Genomic DNA, 19377 nt, shown 5'->3' on the forward strand with positions numbered 1-19377 from the left:
TGAGGGAACGCCCTACGCGCCGGGGCGTACGCGCCACTACGTACCGGCTTGGTGGGAGCTGTGAGGCTTCTCCGCAGATCAGCGCACCCGCCCTCGTCCGGACGCATCAACGGCAACTGACGGGTACGTGCAAATTATTTGAGATGCCCCGGAATGGAACCCCCGGGGCACTCGGCTCGTTGTCACGACGTGAGCACGACACCACCTGTTCTCGCCGCAGAGCTGGCACAGGCGTGGGCCGACATTCAGCGGCACCACCCCGAGCTGCCCGACCTTGCCGCGCCCGAATCCCTGATCGGAGAGTCGTCGTCCGCCTGCGGCGCCGAGCTCTCCTTCGAGCGACTGCTCCACGAGGCAGTCCATGGCATCGCCGCCTCGCGCGGCGTACGCGACACTTCACGAGCCGGCCGCTATCACAACCGCAGATTCCTCGCGATCGCCGAGGAGCTGGGCCTCGACCATCCGGAGGAGCCGCACCCGAGCAGCGGCTTCTCCCTGGTCACGCTGAACCCCGAGGCCCGCAAGCGGTACCGTCCGACGATGGAGCGCCTTCAGCGCGCCCTGAAGGCGCACACCGCGGCCACGACCGCCGACACCGCGCGCAGCTTCCGCGGGCCCGCCGCCCGGCACGGCTCCTCGGGGGGAGGGGTGCGTGTGAAGGCCGTCTGCGACTGCGGGCGCAATGTGCGCGTGGTCCCGTCCGTGCTCGCCCAGGCGCCCATCGTGTGCGGCGGCTGCGGCAAGCCCTTCCGCATCCCGGAAGCGGTCGGCGCGGGCGTCGGCTGAGCTGGGCAGGGGCGTCCGGACCGGGTGCGGGTGCCCCGCCGACGTATGGCACAATGGCTAGCTGTACTCGACAGTCGCACAGGACCCCTCTCTCCTCCGGCTGACGCGTCCATCGGGCACTCGAGTACCGCAACCCCACGCGGCATCACGTTGTGCCCACCCACGTCAAGACCAGGAGACACCACTCCCGTGGCAGTCAAGATCAAGCTGAAGCGTCTGGGTAAGATCCGTTCGCCTCACTACCGCATCGTCGTCGCCGACTCCCGTACCCGCCGTGACGGCCGGGCCATCGAGGAGATCGGTCTGTACCACCCGGTGCAGAACCCCTCGCGCATCGAGGTCAACTCGGAGCGTGCCCAGTACTGGCTGTCCGTCGGCGCCCAGCCGACCGAGCCGGTCATGGCCATCCTGAAGCTCACCGGTGACTGGCAGGCGCACAAGGGCCTGCCCGCCCCGGCGCCGCTGAAGGTCGCCGAGCCCAAGGACAAGCGCGCCGCGTTCGAGGCCTTCACCAAGGGTCTCGAGGGCGACGACGCCAAGGGTGAGGCCATCACCCAGAAGGCCAAGAAGTCCGACAAGAAGGCGGACGAGGCTGACACTGCCTCGTCGGCGTCCGCCGAGTCGACCGAGGCCTGAGCATGCTCGAGGAGGCTCTCGAGCACCTCGTGAAGGGCATCGTCGACAACCCCGACGACGTGCAGGTCGCCTCGCGCAATCTGCGTCGCGGACGCGTCCTCGAGGTCCGGGTCCACCCCGACGACCTCGGCAAGGTGATCGGCCGCAACGGCCGCACCGCGCGCGCTCTGCGCACTGTCGTGGGCGCCATCGGTGGCCGCGGTGTCCGCGTCGACCTCGTCGACGTGGACCAGGTTCGCTGAACCGGGTTCGCAGAACCACAGCAGCACCGGCTCGGGCCGGGGAGGGCTTCAGGGCCTTCCCCGGCCCGTAGTCGTGGATGAGGAGAAACGCAGTGCAGTTGGTAGTCGCCCGTATCGGCCGTGCCCACGGCATCAAGGGTGAGGTCACCGTCGAGGTCCGCACCGACGAGCCGGAGCTGCGGCTCGGGCCCGGCGCCGTGCTCGCCACCGAACCCGCCGCCACGGGGCCGCTGACCATCGAGAGCGGCAGGGTGCACAGCGGCCGTCTCCTGCTGCGCTTCGAGGGCGTGCGCGACCGCTCCGGCGCCGAGGCGCTGCGCAACACCCTCCTGATCGCCGAGGTCGACCCGGAGGAGCTCCCGGAGGACCCCGACGAGTACTACGACCACCAGCTGATGGACCTGGACGTGGTCACCGCGGACGGCGCCGAGGTCGGCCGCATCACGGAGATCTCGCACCTGCCCTCGCAGGACCTGTTCATCGTGGAGCGCCCCGACGGCAGCGAGGTCATGATCCCCTTCGTCGAGGAGATCGTCACCGAGATCGACCTCGACGAGCAGCGCGCGGTCATCGACCCGCCGCCCGGCCTGATCGACGACCGCGCGGAGACCGCGTCCGCCAGGGACGCCGCCGAGGAAGCGGCCGCCCCGGAGGGCGGCGCCTGATGCGGCTCGACGTCGTCACGATCTTCCCCGAGTACCTGGAACCCTTGAACGTCTCGCTCGTCGGCAAGGCACGCGCGCGTGGCCGGCTCGACGTGAACGTGCACGACCTGCGGGAGTGGACGTACGACCGCCACAACACGGTCGACGACACCCCCTACGGCGGCGGCCCCGGCATGGTCATGAAGACCGACCCCTGGGGCGCCGCCCTCGACGACGTGCTCGCCGAGGGCTATGAGGCGGGGGCCCACGGTCCCGTCCTCGTCGTCCCCACGCCGAGCGGCCGTCCCTTCACCCAGGAACTGGCCGTCGAGCTCTCCGAGCGCCCCTGGCTCGTCTTCACCCCGGCCCGCTACGAAGGCATCGACCGCCGCGTCATGGACGAGTACGCGACCCGCATGCCCGTCTACGAGGTGTCCATCGGTGACTACGTCCTCGCGGGCGGGGAAGCCGCCGTCCTGGTCGTCACCGAGGCGGTGGCCCGGCTCCTGCCCGGCGTCCTCGGCAACGCCGAGTCCCACCGGGACGACTCCTTCGCGCCCGGCGCCATGGCCAACCTCCTCGAAGGGCCCGTCTACACCAAGCCCCCCGAGTGGCGCGGACACGGCATCCCCGACGTCCTGCTCAGCGGCCACCACGGCAAGATCGCGCGCTGGCGCCGGGACGAGGCGCTGCGCCGCACCACCCGCAACAGGCCCGACCTCATCGAGCGCTGCGACCCCGCGACCTTCGACAAGAAGGACCGCGAGATGCTCTCGATCCTGGGCTGGCGGCCGGGGCCCGACGGCCGATTTGGGCGAGACCCCGAGGCCGTGGAAGAATAGGCCGCTGCTGTACGTCCAGCGTGCGCCCCTGCCACAGGGGGAATGACGCCCGCCCGACGCGATCAGCTACCGAATCCTCATCACCACGTACCGCTGATGACCTGTGGCATCAGTGAAGAAAGCAGACGATCATGGCTAACCTGCTCGACTCCGTCGACAGCGCGTCGCTGCGCAGCGACATCCCGGCCTTCCGCCCGGGTGACACCGTCAACGTCCACGTCCGCGTCATCGAGGGCAACCGCTCCCGTGTGCAGCAGTTCAAGGGCGTAGTCATCCGCCGCCAGGGCGCCGGCGTGCGCGAGACCTTCACGGTCCGCAAGGTCTCCTTCTCCGTCGGCGTCGAGCGCACCTTCCCGGTGCACACGCCGATCGTCGAGAAGATCGAGCTCGTGACCCGTGGTGACGTGCGCCGCGCCAAGCTGTACTACCTCCGTGAGCTGCGCGGCAAGGCCGCGAAGATCAAGGAGAAGCGCGACAACTGAGCTTCCGCGCTGGTCCGCGTCGGGGCCGGATAGCATCTGGCCCCGATGGACAGCGAAGCACAGCACACGGAGCGCGACCGCTCCTCCACTCCCTCCGGTTCCGGAGACGTCCCCGACGTCGCCGAAGCACCCGAGGGGACGGAGGAGCGGTCGCGCTCCGTTTTCAGGTCCCTGCTCGCCCGGCTGCCGGGCGGCGGGTACACCGCGACGTTCCTGCTGTGCCTCGGGGCGCTGCTCCTGGTCAGCGCCTTCGTGGTGCAGCCCTTCCAGATCCCGAGCGGTTCCATGGAACCCGCGTTCCGGGTCGGGGACCGGGTACTCGTCAACAAGTTGGCGTACCGTTTCGGGTCCGAGCCGCAGCGAGGCGATGTGGTCGTCTTCGACGGCAGCGGGTACTTCGGTGACGCCGACTACATCAAGCGGGTCGTGGGCGTGGGGGGAGACCGGGTGGTCTGCGAGCGGGGGAGGATCAAGGTGAACGGCGAGCCCGTCGACGAGCCCTTCCTGTACCCGGGGGACGCCCCCTCACAGGTGCCCTTCGACGTCGTGGTGCCCGAGGGCAGCCTGTTCCTGCTCGGCGACCACCGCAGCGACTCCAGCGACTCCCGCGACCACCTGGGGCAGCCCGGCGGCGGCATGATCCCGGTCTCCGAGGTCATCGGCAGGGCCGACTGGATCGTCTGGCCGATCGGCCACTGGACCTCCCTGGACCGTCCCGACAGCTACGCGCGCGTGCCGGCACCCGGCGGGGCGCATGGGTAACCGCGGGCGGACGGCGGGGCACGCGGCCGACACCCGGCTGCCCACGGGTTCCCGGCCGACCAGCGGTCCCGCGCTGCCGGGCCGGGCCGAGCGCCGCAAGCTCGCAAAGAAGGTCAAGCGGCGCCGACGGCGCTCCGCGATCAGGGAGATACCGCTCCTCATAGGCGTGGCCCTGCTCATAGCCCTCGTCCTGAAGACCTTCCTGGTGCAGGCCTTCGTGATCCCCTCCGGCTCCATGGAGCAGACGATCCGCGTCGGCGACCGGGTTCTCGTCGACAAGCTCACCCCCTGGTTCGGGTCGAAGCCGAAGCGCGGCGACGTCGTCGTCTTCAGGGACCCCGGCAACTGGCTCGAAGAGGAACAGAGCAAGAAGAAGGACGACCCCGTGGTCGTCAAGCAGGTCAAGGAAGGCCTGACCCAGATCGGTCTGCTGCCCTCCGACAGCGAGCGCGACCTGATCAAACGGGTGATAGGCGTGGGCGGCGACACCGTGCGGTGCTGCGACAAGAACGACAAGGTCACCGTCAACGGCGTACCGCTCGACGAGCCCTACATCCACCCCGGCGACAAGCCCTCGGCCTTCGAGTTCCGGGTGAAGGTCCCCGAAGGCCGCCTCTTCATGATGGGCGACCATCGCAGTGACTCCGCCGACTCCCGCTTCCACCGCACCGAGAAGTTCAGCGGCACCATCTCCGAGGACGAGGTCGTCGGGCGCGCCCTCGTCATCGCCTGGCCGTTCGGCCACTGGCGCCGGCTGGAGGCGCCGGAGACGTACGCGTCCGTGCCCGACGCGCGTGCGGCATCGGACGACGCCACAGGGGCGTCGCATAGGGTGGCCCACGGCGATCCCTATGGATTGATCCGGCTCCCGACCCCTGCGGAACTCCCGCTCGTTATGGGAGTGGTGGGCCTGCATCGCATCTGGGGCAGGCGGCGGCACGGACTGAGGAGTGGATGTGGGGGATTTGGCGGTCGGCGCACGATCCGGACACGAGGGGCCCGAGGAGCGGCCGGGAGGATCCGACGAGCCGGGCGTCGAAGGCGTCGCGGACGGTGCGCCCCCCGGGGATGACGCCGGGGACGGCGGGAGCACGGAGGGCGAGCGTGCCCTCGGGCGGCCGAAGAAGCCGCGGTCCTTCTGGAAGGAGCTTCCGCTCCTCATCGGCATCGCCCTCGTCCTGGCGCTGTTGATCAAGTCCTTCCTGGTCCAGGCGTTCTCGATCCCGTCGGACTCGATGCAGAACACGCTGCAGCAGGGCGACCGCGTCCTCGTCGACAAGCTGACGCCGTGGTTCGGCTCCGAGCCGGAGCGCGGCGAGGTCATCGTCTTCAGGGACCCGGGCCACTGGCTGGACGGCGAGCCGACCCCCGACCCGAACGCGATCCAGCGGGTCCTCGGCTGGGTGGGTCTGATGCCGTCCGCCGACGAGAAGGACCTCATCAAGCGCGTCATCGGTGTCGCCGGCGACACCGTGGAGTGCAAGGGCACCGGTCCGGTGAAGGTCAACGGCAAGGCGCTGAACGAGCCGTACGTCTTCGCGGGGAACACCCCGTGCAGCGCCGACGACCAGGGCGGACAGTTCAAGGTCACCGTCCCCCAGGGCAAGGTCTGGGTCATGGGCGACCACCGGCAGAACTCGCTGGACTCCCGTTACCACCAGAACCAGCCGGGCGGCGGCGCCGTCCCCGTGGACAACGTCGTGGGCCGCGCCATCGTGATCGCCTGGCCGCCCACCCGCTGGGCGACGCTGCCCAAGCCGGACACCTTCGACCAGCCGGGCATCAACGCCCTGTCGAGCGCCGCTCCCGGCGTCCTCGGCCTCGCGGGCGCGGTGCCGATCGTGCTGTGGCGCCGACGGCGTCTCACGGTCGCCGCCGGGCGGGCCGCGTGGGTTTCTGGCGGGACTACCGCCGGGTAGGGTGCCGTCCCAGATCGGCGATCTTCCGCCGTCCGGGTACGGGCGACGGAGGTCGTCCCCGAGACGGGAGAGCACTGGGATGAGCGGGACACGTCGTACGGCCGAGGGCCACGGACGGCTGGGCAGCGTGCTGTCGGGCGTCGCCGTGGCCCTCGGCTGTGTGCTGTTCCTCGGCGGGTTCGTCTGGGGCGCGGTCCTGTACCAGCCGTATACGGTGCCCACCGGGTCGATGACGCCGACGATCGGCGCGGGCGACCGCGTGCTCGCCCAGCGGGTCGACGGCGGTGAGGTGCGCCGCGGTGACGTGGTCGTCTTCGAGCAGTCCACCTGGGGCGACCTGCCGATGGTCAAGCGTGTGGTCGGCGTGGGCGGCGACAAGATCGCCTGCTGCGAGGACGGCAAGCTGACCGTCAACGGCGAGGAGATCGCAGAACCGTATCTTCCCGACGGCACGGGTGCCGCGGCCATGGGCATCCCCACCACGACGGTCCCCGAGGGGCGCCTGTTCCTGCTCGGCGACGAGCGCAGCGGCTCCCTGGACTCCAGCGCGCACCTGAGCGACGGCGAGAACGGCACGGTGCCACGCGACGCGGTGCGGGGCCGGGTCGACGCGGTGGCCTGGCCCATGGACGAATTCGGCATGCTGGAGCGGCCCGAGGGCTTCGCGGACATGCCGGGCGGCCTCTCCGAGCCCGGACCGCTGCGCCTGATGGTGACCGCGGTCGTGGTGGGCATGGTGCTCGTGCTCGGCGGGGCGGCGTACGGTCCCGTGGCCAAGCGGATGGGGCGCGGCAGGAGCCGTGCCATGGAGGCGGCCCGTGCCGCCTGAGATCTCTTCGAGCAACCGGCCGCTGCGCAGGGTGGCGCGCGTGGTGGTGCTCGACCCGGAGGACCGCATTCTGCTGCTGCACGGCCATGAGCCGGGGGACCCGTCCGACGACTGGTGGTTCACGCCGGGCGGCGGCCTGGAGGGCGGCGAGACGCGGGAAGAGGCCGCGCTGCGCGAGCTGCGCGAGGAGACGGGCATCACCGAGGTCGAGCTGGGGCCCGTGCTGTGGCGTCGGGTCTGCTCCTTCCCCTTCGACGGGCGGCGCTGGGACCAGGACGAGTGGTACTACCTGGCCCGCACCGCGCAGACCGCGATCGCCGCGGAGGGCCTCACGGAGCTGGAGCGCCGCAGCGTCACCGGAGCACGTTGGTGGACGTGCCGGGAACTGACCGAGGGTCATGAGACGGTGTATCCGACCAGACTCGCCGAGCTGTTGCGCCGACTGCTCGACGAAGGGCCCCCTGAGCGGCCCGAGACCCTCGCCACGGAAATCGTGTAGGGGCTCTCGGGGCTGACGCACAATGGGGGGACGCACGGCTGAAGGGGAACATGCCATGAGCGCCGAGGACCTCGAGAAGTACGAGACCGAGATGGAGCTGAAGCTCTACCGGGAGTACCGCGATGTCGTCGGTCTGTTCAAATACGTGATCGAGACCGAGCGGCGCTTCTACCTCACCAATGACTATGAGATGCAGGTGCATTCGGTCCAGGGCGAGGTGTTCTTCGAGGTCTCCATGGCGGACGCCTGGGTGTGGGACATGTATAGACCGGCCCGTTTCGTGAAGCAGGTGCGCGTCCTGACGTTCAAGGACGTGAACATCGAGGAACTCAACAAGAGCGATCTTGAGCTGCCTGGGGGCTGAGCCGGGCCCGAGCGGCTCGCCAGGGGTGTGAGTCGCTCGCCGCGGGTGTGAGTCGCTCGACAGGGTGACGGAGTTGTCCACAACCGGCGAGTAACGCACCAAGATCCAATAGGCGCGGCCGGGTGCGTGACCGTGTGTGTCGGAGGTGGTGCCGACATGAACGCACGAGGAGCACTCGGCAAGTACGGCGAGGAACTGGCCGCCCGGCGGCTGGTCGAGTCGGGAATGACGGTCCTGGCGCGCAACTGGCGCGCGGGCAGGTCCGGCGAGATCGACATCGTGGCCCTGGACGGTGACGCCCTCGTCGTCTGCGAGGTCAAGACCCGCAGGGCGGGACCGGACGGCTCCACGCCGTTCGAGCACCCGATGGCGGCCGTGGGCCCGGACAAGGCGGAGCGGCTCCGGCGGCTGGCCGAGCGCTGGATCGAGGAGCGCGGCGGCCCACCGCCGGGCGGCGTCCGCATCGACCTCGTCGGCATCCTGCTCCCGCGCCGCGGCGCCCCCGCGGTCGAGCATGTGCGCGGGGTGGCGTGATGGGCTTCGCGCGTACGTGTTCCGTGGCGCTGGTCGGTGTCGAAGGCGTCGTGGTGGAGGTGCAGGCGGGTCTGGAGCCGGGCGTGGCGGCGTTCACGCTGGTCGGCCTGCCGGACAAGAGCCTGACGGAGAGCCGTGACCGCGTCAGGGCCGCCGTGGTCAACTCGGGCGGCGAGTGGCCGCAGAAGAAGCTCACCGTGGGGCTGAGCCCGGCGTCCGTGCCGAAGGGCGGCAGCGGCTTCGATCTGGCTGTCGCCTGTGCCGTCCTCGGCGCGGCCGAGCGGATCGACCCCCGGGTCCTCGCCGACATCGTGATGATCGGGGAGCTGGGGCTCGACGGCCGGGTGCGGCCCGTGCGAGGCGTCCTGCCGTCCGTCCTCGCGGCGGCGGATGCGGGCTATGAGCAGGTGGTCGTCCCGGAGTGCACCGCCGCCGAGGCCTCGCTGGTGCCGGGCGTCTCGGTGCTCGGCGTGCGCAGCCTGCGGCAGCTCGTCGCGGTGCTCACCGACGAGCCGGTGCCGCACGAGGAGCCGGAGGAACCGGGCCGTCCCGACCTGATGCTCGCGGGGCTCAGCGTGCCCGGCGCCGGAGTCGGCACGGGTCTCGGCGGCGCCCCGGACGACGCCCACGCGCTCGACCTGGCGGACGTCGTGGGCCAGGCGGCGGCGAGGACCGCCATCGAGGTGGCCGCCGCGGGGGCGCACCACCTCTTTCTGCAGGGCCCTCCGGGCGCGGGAAAGACGATGCTCGCGGAGCGGCTGCCGGCGATCCTGCCGCCGCTGAGCCGCGAGGACTCCCTGGAGGTGACGGCCGTCCACTCGGTGGCCGGCATGCTGCCGCCGGGCAGGCCGCTGCTGGACGTCGCGCCCTACTGCGCACCCCACCACTCCGCGACGATGCAGTCCCTGGTGGGCGGCGGCAAGGGGCTGGCGCGGCCGGGCGCGGTGTCGTTGGCCCATCGTGGAGTCCTCTTTCTCGACGAGGCCCCGGAGTTCAGCAGCCAGGCCCTCGACTCCCTGCGGCAGCCCCTGGAATCGGGCCACGTGGTCATCGCCCGCAGCGCGGGCGTGGTGCGGCTGCCCGCGAAGTTCCTGATGGTGCTCGCCGCCAACCCCTGCCCCTGCGGACGGCACACCTTGCTCGGCGACGGCTGCGACTGCCCCGCCTCCGTCATCCGGCGCTATCAGGCCCGCCTCTCGGGCCCGCTGCTCGACCGGGTCGACCTGAAGGTGGAGGTGGAGGCGGTCACCCGCTCCGAACTGGCGGGGTATGCCACGCGCGGTGAGTCCACCCGCACCGTCGCCGACCGGGTGCGCGCGGCACGCGAGCGCGCGGCGGCCCGGCTGTCCGGCACCGGCTGGCGGACCAACAGCGAAGTCCCCGGTCACGCCCTGCGCACCCGGTGGCCCGCCGTCCCCGGCGCGCTGGACGCCGCGGAGGTGGACCTGGAGCGCGGCTTCCTCACCGCCCGCGGCCTCGACCGCGTCCTGCGCGTGGCGTGGACGGTCGCCGACCTCGCGGGGCACGACCGGCCCTGCGCACAGGACGTCGCCCTCGCACTCCAACTGCGCACGGGGATCTCACGCGGCGTCCCGACGGCGATCGGTGCCGCGCGGTGACCGCGGCGGGCCCGCCGGCCGACGAGGAGCGCCTTGCCAGAGCCGCCCTGACACGCGTGCTCGAACCCGGAGACACTGTTGGCGGCCGGTGGCTGCGCGAGCACGGCCCTGTCGAAGTGCTGCACCGCCTCCGAGGCGAGGAGCCACCGCCAGGAGTCAGCGCCCGCCGGTGGGAAGGGCTGCGGGCGCGGGCCGCCGAGGCGCGGCCGGAGCGGGACCTGGCGGTGGCGCGGGACGTCGGGGCACGGTTCGTGTGCCCGGGGGACACCGAGTGGCCGTCGCCGCTGGACGACCTCGGTGACGGGCGGCCGGTCGGGCTCTGGGTGCGGGGCCGGCCCTGCCTGCGGATATGGGCCCTGCGGTCGGTGGCCGTCGTCGGCTCACGCGCCTGCACGGAATACGGCGCGCACATGGCGGCCACGCTCGGGGCGGGGCTTGCCGAGCGCGGCTGGGTCGTGGTCTCCGGTGGGGCGTATGGAGTGGACGGTGCCGCCCACCGCGGGGCACTCGGCGCGGGCGGGGCCACCGTGGCCGTGCTGGCGTGCGGGGTGGACAGGCCCTATCCACGCGGCCATGCCCAGTTGTTCGGGCGGATCGCGGAACAGGGGCTCGTGGTCGGCGAGTTGCCGCCGGGCGACCATCCGACCCCCAGCCGCTTCATCCAGCGGAACAGGGTGATCGCCGCCCTGACCCGGGGGACGGTGGTCGTCGAGGCCACCTACCGCAGCGGGGCGCTCGCCACGGCCCGCTCCGCGCAGGAGTTGGGACGCTTCGCCATGGGGGTGCCGGGGCCCGCGACCAGCGCCCTCTCCGGCGGCGTGCACGAGCTGCTGCGGGGGAGCGGCGTCCTCGTGACCGACGCCGCGGAGGTCGTCGAGCTGGTCGGAGACATGGGTGAGCTGGCCCCGGAGAGACGCGGCCCCGTGCTGCCGCGTGATCTGCTCGACCCCGGGGCGGCGCGCGTCCTGGCGGCCGTGCCCGCGCGGGGGCGTGCGACGGCGCGTGACCTCGCGGTCGGCGGGGGCACGACCGAGGACGACGCCGTAGGGCGCCTGTACGAACTTCAGTCGATGGGGTTCGTCGAACGACACGGCGACAGCTGGCAGTTGACACGCCAGGCGAACCCGGCCGTCTTCCCCGGCGGAGGTGAATCGTGACCGAGCGTGTTCCGCCGGACGGATGACTCTCGACGCCCCTTGCGAAATGGCGGAGTTGGTGCGCCGGTGCCGTGACGCAGTGCGACGGAGGGGACACCTTCGGGGTCTGAGCGGAACGTATCTGCGCACCCTTGAGCCCCCTTCCTTCGCGCACTGCGACGCTTCAGTCACGCTACGCTCACGAGCATTCCGACGCGGACAGGCAACCAGACGGACAACCTCATTCACTTCACGGACACTTCCCACCGCAGTGGCGCGAGCGGCACCGGCGATGTCACCGCTCCGCGCGAACAGACCGACCGACGCGACCTCACCGGTTCACGGCAGAACGGCTCAAGGCGAAGAATGCCCCAGCACATCTCAGGGTCCGACCGGGCAGCGGTTCCGCCCGCCGCCCGTAGCGGCGAGCAGGAGCGGCCCCCCGCCCCCTCGTCGCTGGACGAGTTGTGGCGCTCGTACAAGGAGACGGGCGACGGGCGATTGCGGGAGCAGCTGATCCTGCACTATTCGCCGCTGGTCAAGTACGTCGCGGGCCGGGTCAGCGTGGGGCTGCCGCCCAATGTGGAGCAGGCCGACTTCGTCTCGTCCGGGGTGTTCGGGCTGATCGACGCGATCGAGAAGTTCGACATCGAGCGGTCGATCAAGTTCGAGACGTACGCGATCACGCGTATCCGCGGCGCGATGATCGACGAGCTGCGGGCGCTCGACTGGATCCCGCGGTCCGTGCGGCAGAAGGCCCGCAACGTCGAGCGCGCCTACGCCACGCTGGAAGCGCAGCTCCGGCGGACCCCGTCGGAGAGCGAGGTGGCCGCCGAGATGAGCATCGCCGTGGAGGAACTGCACGCGATTTTCAGTCAGTTGTCGCTGGCGAACGTGGTGGCGCTGGAGGAGCTGCTGCACGTCGGCGGTGACGGCGGCGACCGCCTCAGCCTGATGGACACGCTTGAGGACCACGCGGCCGACAACCCCGTCGAGGTGGCCGAGGACCGGGAGCTGCGCCGGCTTCTCGCTCGGGCGATCAACACGCTGCCGGAGCGTGAGAAGACCGTCGTGACGCTCTATTACTACGAGGGACTCACGCTCGCCGAGATCGGCAACGTCCTTGGGGTGACCGAGAGCCGGGTCAGCCAGATCCACACGAAGTCGGTGCTGCAGCTGCGGGCGAAGCTGGCGAGTTTTGGGCGCTGAGCGCGCTGAATCGGTCCTGCCCTAGGCGTCCGGCCGGGGGAGGCGGCTCCCATGCGGGGCGTCCCGTCCGTAAGGTGGAGCCGTGCCAAGGATTCGAGCGGCCTCAGTGGCCGAGCACCGGTCGATGCAGCGCGGGGCCCTGCTGGACGCCGCGCGGTCCCTGCTGTCCGAGGGCGGTACGGAGGCGTTGACCTTCCCCGCTCTCGCCGAGCGCACCGGGCTCGCCCGATCGTCCGTGTACGAGTACTTCCGGTCGCGGGCAGCCGTGGTCGAAGAACTCTGCGAGGTCGACTTCCCCGTCTGGGCGGCCGAGGTCTCGGCGGCGATGCAGGGCGCGGACTCCGCCGAGGGCAAGGTCGAGGCGTACGTCAGGCAGCAGCTCGCCCTGGTGGGCGACCGGCGCCACCGGGCGGTCGTGGCCATCTCCGCGAGCGAGCTCGACGCCGGGGCCAGGGAGAAGATCCGGGCCGCGCACGGCGGGCTCGTCGCGATGATCGTCGAGGCGCTCGAAAGCCTCGGGCACGAGCAGCCGCGGCTGGCCGCGATGCTGCTCCAGGGCGTGGTGGACGCGGCGGTGCGGCGGATCGAGCTCGGCGCGGCGGAGGACCCCGCCGCCATCACCGAAGCGGCGGTCTCCATGGCCCTGCGGGGTGTGCGGGGCTGAGGCTTCGCGGCGACCGAGGCCCTGGGGCCGAGGTTCTGCGGCGACTGTGGCTTGGCGGGGCTCCCGGCTCGGCGGCGCGTGGTGCTCGTCAGCGCCGCCCCCTTGATCGGCAGGAGTCGTGACGGGCCGCGGTTGAGGAGCCAGGGCGGCAGCAGGGTCAGTGGGTCGAGGTAGACCTCGGCTCTGCGGAGGCCCCAGTGGAGGCAGCTCGCGGGGCAGTGGCCCGTAGGGGATGCGAGGGTGCCGATCTGCTGGCCCGCGGTGACCTTGGCGCCCTTCTTCAGTGCCGGCCGCACCGGTTCGTACGTCGTGCGCAGCGGGGGGTCGCCTGTGCCGTCCAGTTCCACGGAGATCACCCCTCGGCCCGCGACCTGCCCCGCGAAGGAGACCCGGCCGGGAGCAACCGCCCGCACCGGGCTGCCCGGGAGCGCGGCGAGGTCGACTCCGCGGTGGCCCGCGCCGTATCCCGTCGCCGGGGGGTCCCAGGCGCGCAGGACCGCGGGGTGGGTGCCGACAGGCCAGGCCGTGGCCATGCGTGGGGGTGGCGGTGGCGGTGGGGAGGAGACGGGAGCGGGGGCGGGCGGGTTCCAGGTCGTCGCCAGCAGGGCGGCCAGTGCGGTCAGCAGCAGTTCCAGGCGCATGGGGGAACCGTCCCGCGCTTCGGCGTTCCGCAGGGATCATGGTCCGGATCGGTGGATGACCGGCTCGTTGTGCATAACTTCGTCACCCGTCCGGAGACGACGACGAACCTCCGGTGGACGCCCACCACCGGCTCACCCTGCCGCCGGGCCTCCCGGCCGCCGGGCTTTCCTGCCGCCGGGCTTTCCTGCCGCCGGGCCTCCTGACCGCGGGCCACCCGCCCCCGGGCCTCTCGACCGCCCGCCTCGCTCACCGCCCCCGCCTGGCTCACCCGACCGCAGGGCTCCAGGGCCCCCTGGCCGCAGGGCCGCTCGACTGCGGAGCCGCCCGACCCGCCGCCCCGCCTGGCCCGGTCCGACCGCAGGGCCGCACGGCCGTCGCTCCCGATCGCAGGGCCGCCCGGCTCACCGCCCCGCCAAGCTCACCGCCCCGCCAAGCCCACCGCCCCCTGGCCCGACCGCCAGACACGAGGCCAGCCCCCCGGGGGGCGCCGCCCGGCTCACCGCCCCGCCAAGTCCACCGCCCCCTGACCCGACCGCCAGACGTGAAGCCAGCCCCCGGGGCCGCCCCTCGGCCTCCCACCATCCCTCCCCGGGGCCTCCCCCCACCCCCCGCCAGCCTGGTCAACCCAGTGGCGTCATCCGGGGCCCCGTGGGTCCCGTACACTTCTTGTGGCGATCCGGGTCACCGGGTCGACTTCGCACGCCCCGACACCGAGCCGTCAGCGGCCGGTGTCAGCGCCCCTCGGTCCCTAGCGGCAAGGCGCACAGCGGGCGTCAGGCGCGAGTGCCGTCCGGCACACGCGGCACAACCGAGAATCTCAAGGAGAACGGCCATGGCCGTCGTCACGATGCGGGAGCTGCTGGAAAGCGGCGTCCACTTCGGTCACCAGACCCGTCGCTGGAACCCGAAGATGAAGCGCTTCATCTTCACCGAGCGCAACGGCATCTACATCATCGACCTGCTCCAGTCGCTGTCGTACATCGACCGCGCCTACGAGTTCGTCAAGGAGACCGTCGCCCACGGCGGCACGGTCATGTTCGTCGGCACGAAGAAGCAGGCGCAGGAGGCCATCGCGGAGCAGGCCACCCGCGTCGGCATGCCCTACGTCAACCAGCGCTGGCTGGGCGGCATGCTCACCAACTTCTCGACCGTCTACAAGCGTCTGCAGCGCCTCAAGGAGCTCGAGCAGATCGACTTCGAGGACGTCGCCGCCTCCGGTCTCACCAAGAAGGAGCTTCTCGTGCTCTCGCGCGAGAAGGCCAAGCTGGAGAAGACCCTCGGTGGTATCCGCGAGATGCAGAAGGTGCCCAGCGCCGTCTGGATCGTGGACACCAAGAAGGAGCACATCGCGGTCGGCGAGGCCCGGAAGCTCAACATCCCGGTCGTCGCCATCCTCGACACCAACTGCGACCCCGACGAGGTCGACTACAAGATCCCCGGCAACGATGACGCGATCCGTTCCGTCACCCTGCTCACCCGCGTGATCGCCGACGCCGTCGCCGAGGGCCTCATCGCCCGTTCCGGCGTCGCCACCGGCGACTCGAAGCCGGGCGAGAAGGCCGCCGGCGAGCCGCTCGCCGAGTGGGAGCGCGACCTGCTCGAGGGCGAGAAGAAGGCCGACGACGCCGAGGCCCCCAAGGCCGAGGAGAAGCCGGCCGAGGACGCCGCCGAGGCGCCCGCCGCCGAGGCCCCGGCCGCCGAGGCCCCGGCCGCGGACGCCGAGCAGGCCTGACCTCACAGGTTCGGTAGTTGACGGCGGGGGCCCGATCGGCCCCCGCCGTTCACCCGTACACCTTCGTAGATCTTTCAGACTCCGAGAGAGAAATTTCGATCATGGCGAACTACACCGCCGCTGACGTCAAGAAGCTCCGCGAGCTCACCGGCGCCGGCATGATGGACTGCAAGAAGGCGCTCGACGAGGCCGAGGGCAACGTCGACAAGGCCGTCGAGGCGCTCCGCATCAAGGGCCAGAAGGGCGTCGCCAAGCGCGAGGGCCGCTCCGCCGAGAACGGCGCCGTGGTCTCCCTCATCGCCGACGACAACACCTCCGGTGTCATCGTCGAGCTGAAGTGCGAGACGGACTTCGTCGCCAAGGGCGAGAAGTTCCAGGCCGTGGCGAACAACCTCGCCGCCCACATCGCCAAGACGTCCCCGGCCGACCTCGAGGCGCTGCTCGCGTCCGAGATCGAGGCCGGCAAGACCGTCCAGGCGTACGTCGACGAGGCCAACGCCAACCTCGGCGAGAAGATCGTCCTGGACCGCTTCGCGCAGTTCTCGGGCTCCTACGTCACCGCGTACATGCACCGCACGATGCCCGACCTGCCCCCGCAGATCGGTGTCCTCGTCGAGCTGGACAAGGCCGACGCCGACGTCGCCAAGGGTGTCGCGCAGCACATCGCCGCCTTCGCGCCGAAGTACCTCTCCAAGGAGGACGTCCCGGCCGAGGTCGTCGAGACCGAGCGTCGCGTCGCCGAGGAGACCACCCGCGCCGAGGGCAAGCCCGAGGCCGCCCTCCCGAAGATCGTCGAGGGTCGCGTCAACGGCTTCTTCAAGGAGGCCACCCTCCTCGGCCAGCCGTACGCGCTGGACAACAAGAAGTCGGTCGAGAAGGTTCTCGCCGAGGCCGGTGTCACCCTGAAGCGCTTCTCGCGCATCAAGGTCGGCATCTGAGTCCGTACCGCGATCGACGGTAGACCCCTATAGGGTCGACAGCGGTCGCCCGCGTGGGGAGCCCCGCAGAGGGAACCCGTACGCGATGTACGACCGCAGGATCTGACGAGGAGGCCGCTGCCGAGCATGGGATGCGAACGACACCCCGCCGGCAGTGGCCTTCTTCGCATGTGTGTCAAGTAAGAGAAGCGAGATCACCATGACCACCAAGGCCGACTCCAAGAGTGACGACGACGGCAAAGTAGCCGGACGCTTTCTGCTGAAGCTCTCCGGTGAGGCGTTCGCCGGTGGTGGCGGCCTCGGGGTCGACCCCGACGTGGTGCACGCCATCGCCCGGGAGATCGCGGCCGTGGTCCGCGACGGCGCCCAGATCGCCGTCGTCATCGGCGGCGGCAACTTCTTCCGCGGCGCCGAACTGCAGCAGCGCGGCATGGACCGCGCCCGCTCCGACTACATGGGCATGCTCGGCACGGTCATGAACTGCCTCGCCCTCCAGGACTTCCTGGAGAAGGAGGGCATCGACTGCCGCGTCCAGACCGCCATCACCATGGGGCAGGTCGCGGAGCCGTACATCCCGCTGCGCGCCGTGCGCCACCTGGAGAAGGGCCGCGTGGTCATCTTCGGCGCGGGCATGGGCATGCCGTACTTCTCCACCGACACCACCGCCGCCCAGCGCGCCCTGGAGATCGACGCCGAGGCGCTGCTCATGGGCAAGAACGGCGTGGACGGCGTCTACGACTCCGACCCGAAGTCCAACCCCGACGCGGTGAAGTTCGACGCGCTCGGCTACGGCGAGGTCATCACCCGCGACCTCAAGGTCGCCGACATGACCGCGATCACGCTGTGCCGGGACAACAAGCTGCCCATCCTGGTCTTCGAGCTGCTCTCCGCGGGCAATATCGCCCGGGCCGTCAAGGGTGAGAAGATCGGCACACTCGTGGGCGATCAGGAAAGCCGAGCCTGACCCCAGGGACCTGGACCAGCCTCAAGGAACGTCACGCAGACGCCCCTTGAGGGGATGGACAAAGCCCTGCCGGTCGGACACCGTGCAGGAAAGACACGCGACGCAGCCGGCCGCCCCGTGCCGGCCGGGCCTACTCAAGACACGCAGGAGCAAGTGGTGATCGAAGAGACCCTCCTCGAGGCCGAGGAGAAGATGGAGAAGGCTGTCGTGGTCGCCAAGGAGGACTTCGCCGCGATCCGCACCGGCCGTGCGCACCCGGCGATGTTCAACAAGATCGTGGCCGACTACTACGGCGCGCTGACGCCGATCAACCAGCTGGCCTCGTTCTCGGTTCCCGAGCCGCGGATGGCCGTGGTGACCCCGTTCGACAAGAGCGCGCTGCGCAACATCGAGCAGGCGATCCGCGACTCCGACCTCGGGGTCAACCCGAGCAACGACGGCAGCATCATCCGGGTGACCTTCCCCGAGCTCACCGAGGAGCGCCGCCGGGACTACATCAAGGTCGCCAAGGGCAAGGCCGAGGACTCGAAGGTGTCGATCCGCTCGGTCCGCCGCAAGGCCAAGGACGCCATCGACAAGGCGGTCAAGGACGGCGACATCGGCGAGGACGAGGGCCGTCGCGCGGAGAAGGAGCTCGACGACACCACCGCGAAGTACGTCGCTCAGGTGGACGAGCTGCTCAAGCACAAGGAAGCCGAGCTGCTCGAGGTCTGAGGCTCTGGTCCGAGGAAGCCCGAAAAACTAGGAAACCGATCCGTGAACGACTCCTCCTGGGGGGCGCCGCCCAGAACCGGGTACTGGGGGACGCCCGGCCAGGGCGCGCCTCCGGCAGGTCCCGCGTACGATGCGCAGGACGCGCTGCTTCCGTCCGAGACGCGGCCCATGCCCATCGTGCCTGACGTTCCCGTGAGCGGCTCAGACCAGGACGACCGGGGGGCCACTCGGACGAGCGGCCCCCCGTTCCGTCACGAGCCTCCGCAGGAGCCCATGCCCAGCGCACCACAGCCCGTCCCGGCAGCTCCGCAGCCTCCGCAGAAGAAGAGCGCGGGCCGCGACCTCGGGGCGGCCATAGGAGTCGGTGTGGGGCTCGGCGCGGTGATCGTCGCGTCGCTGTTCATCGTGAAGGCCGTCTTCATCGGCGTCATAGTGGTCGCCGTCGTCGTCGGCCTCTGGGAGCTCACCTCGCGGCTCCAGGAGCGCAAGGGCATCAAGGCGCCGCTGGTGCCGCTCGCGGTGGGCGGCGCGGCGATGGTCGTCGCCGGATACGTCCGCGGCACCGAGGGCGCGTGGGTGGCGATGTCGCTCACCGCGCTCGCGGTGCTCGTCTGGCGCATGACCGAGCCCCCCGAGGGCTATCTGAAGGACGTCACGGCGGGCGTGTTCGCCGCGTTCTACGTCCCCTTCCTCGCGACGTTCGTGGCGCTGATGCTCACCGCGGACGACGGCCCGCGGCGGGTGCTCACGTTCCTGCTCCTGACCGTGGTCAGCGACACCGGGGCGTACGCGATCGGCTGGCGCTTCGGCAAGCACAAGCTCGCGCCCCGCATCAGCCCCGGCAAGACCCGCGAGGGCCTGGTCGGCGCGGTCACGTTCGCGATGGCCGCGGGCGCGCTGTGCATGGAGTTCCTGATCGACGACGGGGCGTGGTGGCAGGGACTGCTGATCGGCCTCGCGGTCGCGGCGAGCGCCACGCTGGGCGACCTCGGCGAGTCGATGATCAAGCGGGATCTCGGGATCAAGGACATGGGCACGCTGCTCCCGGGCCACGGCGGCATCATGGACCGCCTGGACTCGCTCCTCCCGACGGCGCCGGTGGTCTGGCTGCTGCTGGTGGTCTTCGTGGGGTCGGGCTGATCTCGTAACCGTTTGACCTGCGTAAACGTACGAAGGGGTCCGTTGTCCACAGGGCGGCGGGCCCCTCCTCGTATGTCTGC

At 70.9% G+C, this 19377-nt stretch carries 22 protein-coding genes and 1 pseudogene; 22 read left to right on the forward strand and 1 reads right to left on the reverse strand.

Annotation, left to right across the window (positions count from 1 at the left end):
* Positions 1–153: 153 nt before the first annotated feature.
* From DCW30_RS30800 to DCW30_RS30880, 17 genes are all read left to right on the forward strand, one after another.
* Positions 154–786 carry a hypothetical protein gene (locus DCW30_RS30800; RefSeq protein ID WP_076684296.1) on the forward strand — a complete coding sequence of 211 codons (633 nt, stop codon included), beginning with the start codon at positions 154–156 and terminating at the stop codon, positions 784–786.
* A gap of 189 nt (positions 787–975) precedes the next feature.
* Positions 976–1422, forward strand: coding sequence for a 30S ribosomal protein S16 (rpsP, locus tag DCW30_RS30805; protein WP_076684295.1), 447 nt, complete (start codon positions 976–978; stop codon positions 1420–1422).
* Positions 1423–1424: 2 nt separating this feature from the next.
* Positions 1425–1664 carry an RNA-binding protein gene (locus DCW30_RS30810; protein ID WP_014176063.1) on the forward strand — a complete coding sequence of 80 codons (240 nt, stop codon included), beginning with the start codon at positions 1425–1427 and terminating at the stop codon, positions 1662–1664.
* Between the two features lie 92 nt (positions 1665–1756).
* Positions 1757–2329, forward strand: coding sequence for a ribosome maturation factor RimM (gene rimM / locus DCW30_RS30815; RefSeq protein ID WP_076684294.1), 573 nt, complete (start codon positions 1757–1759; stop codon positions 2327–2329).
* Entirely contained in the window at positions 2329–3150 is an 822-nt protein-coding gene (trmD, locus tag DCW30_RS30820) for a tRNA (guanosine(37)-N1)-methyltransferase TrmD (protein ID WP_076684293.1), read from the forward strand. Before rimM ends, trmD begins: the two co-directional genes overlap by 1 nt.
* A gap of 131 nt (positions 3151–3281) precedes the next feature.
* Complete coding sequence (rplS, locus tag DCW30_RS30825; RefSeq protein ID WP_062783686.1) at positions 3282–3632, forward strand: 50S ribosomal protein L19; 351 nt, start codon at positions 3282–3284, stop codon at positions 3630–3632.
* 45 nt (positions 3633–3677) lie between these two features.
* Entirely contained in the window at positions 3678–4394 is a 717-nt protein-coding gene (gene lepB / locus DCW30_RS30830; RefSeq protein ID WP_076684292.1) for a signal peptidase I, read from the forward strand.
* Positions 4387–5466 carry a signal peptidase I gene (gene lepB, locus DCW30_RS30835; RefSeq protein WP_076684291.1) on the forward strand — a complete coding sequence of 360 codons (1080 nt, stop codon included), beginning with the start codon at positions 4387–4389 and terminating at the stop codon, positions 5464–5466. Before lepB (DCW30_RS30830) ends, lepB (DCW30_RS30835) begins: the two co-directional genes overlap by 8 nt.
* Complete coding sequence (gene lepB, locus DCW30_RS30840; protein WP_103557410.1) at positions 5351–6313, forward strand: signal peptidase I; 963 nt, start codon at positions 5351–5353, stop codon at positions 6311–6313. The genes lepB (DCW30_RS30835) and lepB (DCW30_RS30840) overlap by 116 nt, the downstream gene beginning before the upstream one ends.
* A gap of 79 nt (positions 6314–6392) precedes the next feature.
* Positions 6393–7142, forward strand: a complete 750-nt coding sequence (lepB, locus tag DCW30_RS30845) for a signal peptidase I (RefSeq protein ID WP_076684289.1) — start codon at positions 6393–6395, stop codon at positions 7140–7142.
* Positions 7132–7641, forward strand: coding sequence for an NUDIX hydrolase (locus tag DCW30_RS30850; protein ID WP_076684288.1), 510 nt, complete (start codon positions 7132–7134; stop codon positions 7639–7641). The genes lepB (DCW30_RS30845) and DCW30_RS30850 overlap by 11 nt, the downstream gene beginning before the upstream one ends.
* 55 nt (positions 7642–7696) lie before the next feature.
* Entirely contained in the window at positions 7697–8005 is a 309-nt protein-coding gene (locus tag DCW30_RS30855) for a DUF2469 domain-containing protein (RefSeq protein WP_003965949.1), read from the forward strand.
* A 126-nt stretch (positions 8006–8131) separates the two neighbouring features.
* Positions 8132–8539, forward strand: a complete 408-nt coding sequence (locus DCW30_RS30860; protein WP_076684287.1) for a YraN family protein — start codon at positions 8132–8134, stop codon at positions 8537–8539.
* A complete protein-coding gene (locus tag DCW30_RS30865) occupies positions 8539–10158 on the forward strand; it encodes a YifB family Mg chelatase-like AAA ATPase (RefSeq protein ID WP_076684286.1) in 1620 nt (539 codons plus the stop codon). Before DCW30_RS30860 ends, DCW30_RS30865 begins: the two co-directional genes overlap by 1 nt.
* Complete coding sequence (gene dprA / locus DCW30_RS30870) at positions 10155–11315, forward strand: DNA-processing protein DprA (RefSeq protein ID WP_076684285.1); 1161 nt, start codon at positions 10155–10157, stop codon at positions 11313–11315. Before DCW30_RS30865 ends, dprA begins: the two co-directional genes overlap by 4 nt.
* Before the next feature lie 345 nt (positions 11316–11660).
* Positions 11661–12503, forward strand: coding sequence for an RNA polymerase sigma factor WhiG (gene whiG, locus DCW30_RS30875; protein WP_076684284.1), 843 nt, complete (start codon positions 11661–11663; stop codon positions 12501–12503).
* Between the two features lie 106 nt (positions 12504–12609).
* Positions 12610–13167 (forward strand): TetR/AcrR family transcriptional regulator, encoded by a 558-nt coding sequence (locus DCW30_RS30880; protein ID WP_062783720.1) that lies wholly within the window; start codon positions 12610–12612, stop codon positions 13165–13167.
* A 98-nt stretch (positions 13168–13265) separates the two neighbouring features.
* On the opposite strand, the pseudogene DCW30_RS30885 reads toward DCW30_RS30880, so the two are convergent.
* Positions 13266–13808: pseudogene (locus tag DCW30_RS30885) on the reverse strand (murein hydrolase activator EnvC family protein); the annotation flags it as partial.
* Between the two features lie 833 nt (positions 13809–14641).
* Here DCW30_RS30885 and rpsB point away from each other — a divergent pair.
* The 5 genes from rpsB to DCW30_RS30910 all read left to right on the forward strand — a co-directional run bounded on the left by rpsB (position 14642) and on the right by DCW30_RS30910 (position 19297).
* Positions 14642–15541, forward strand: a complete 900-nt coding sequence (gene rpsB, locus DCW30_RS30890) for a 30S ribosomal protein S2 (RefSeq protein WP_062778870.1) — start codon at positions 14642–14644, stop codon at positions 15539–15541.
* Positions 15542–15642: 101 nt separating this feature from the next.
* Positions 15643–16479, forward strand: coding sequence for a translation elongation factor Ts (gene tsf, locus DCW30_RS30895; protein ID WP_062778868.1), 837 nt, complete (start codon positions 15643–15645; stop codon positions 16477–16479).
* A gap of 199 nt (positions 16480–16678) precedes the next feature.
* The gene (gene pyrH / locus DCW30_RS30900) at positions 16679–17443 is read left to right on the forward strand and encodes a UMP kinase (protein WP_062778866.1); all 765 of its coding nucleotides are present in this window, start codon (positions 16679–16681) and stop codon (positions 17441–17443) included.
* 156 nt (positions 17444–17599) lie between these two features.
* Complete coding sequence (gene frr, locus DCW30_RS30905) at positions 17600–18157, forward strand: ribosome recycling factor (RefSeq protein ID WP_062778864.1); 558 nt, start codon at positions 17600–17602, stop codon at positions 18155–18157.
* Positions 18158–18199: 42 nt separating this feature from the next.
* A complete protein-coding gene (locus DCW30_RS30910) occupies positions 18200–19297 on the forward strand; it encodes a phosphatidate cytidylyltransferase (RefSeq protein WP_076684283.1) in 1098 nt (365 codons plus the stop codon).
* Positions 19298–19377: the final 80 nt, after the last annotated feature.

Source organism: Streptomyces alfalfae, from assembly GCF_004127445.1.
Lineage (GTDB): Bacteria > Actinomycetota > Actinomycetes > Streptomycetales > Streptomycetaceae > Streptomyces > Streptomyces alfalfae.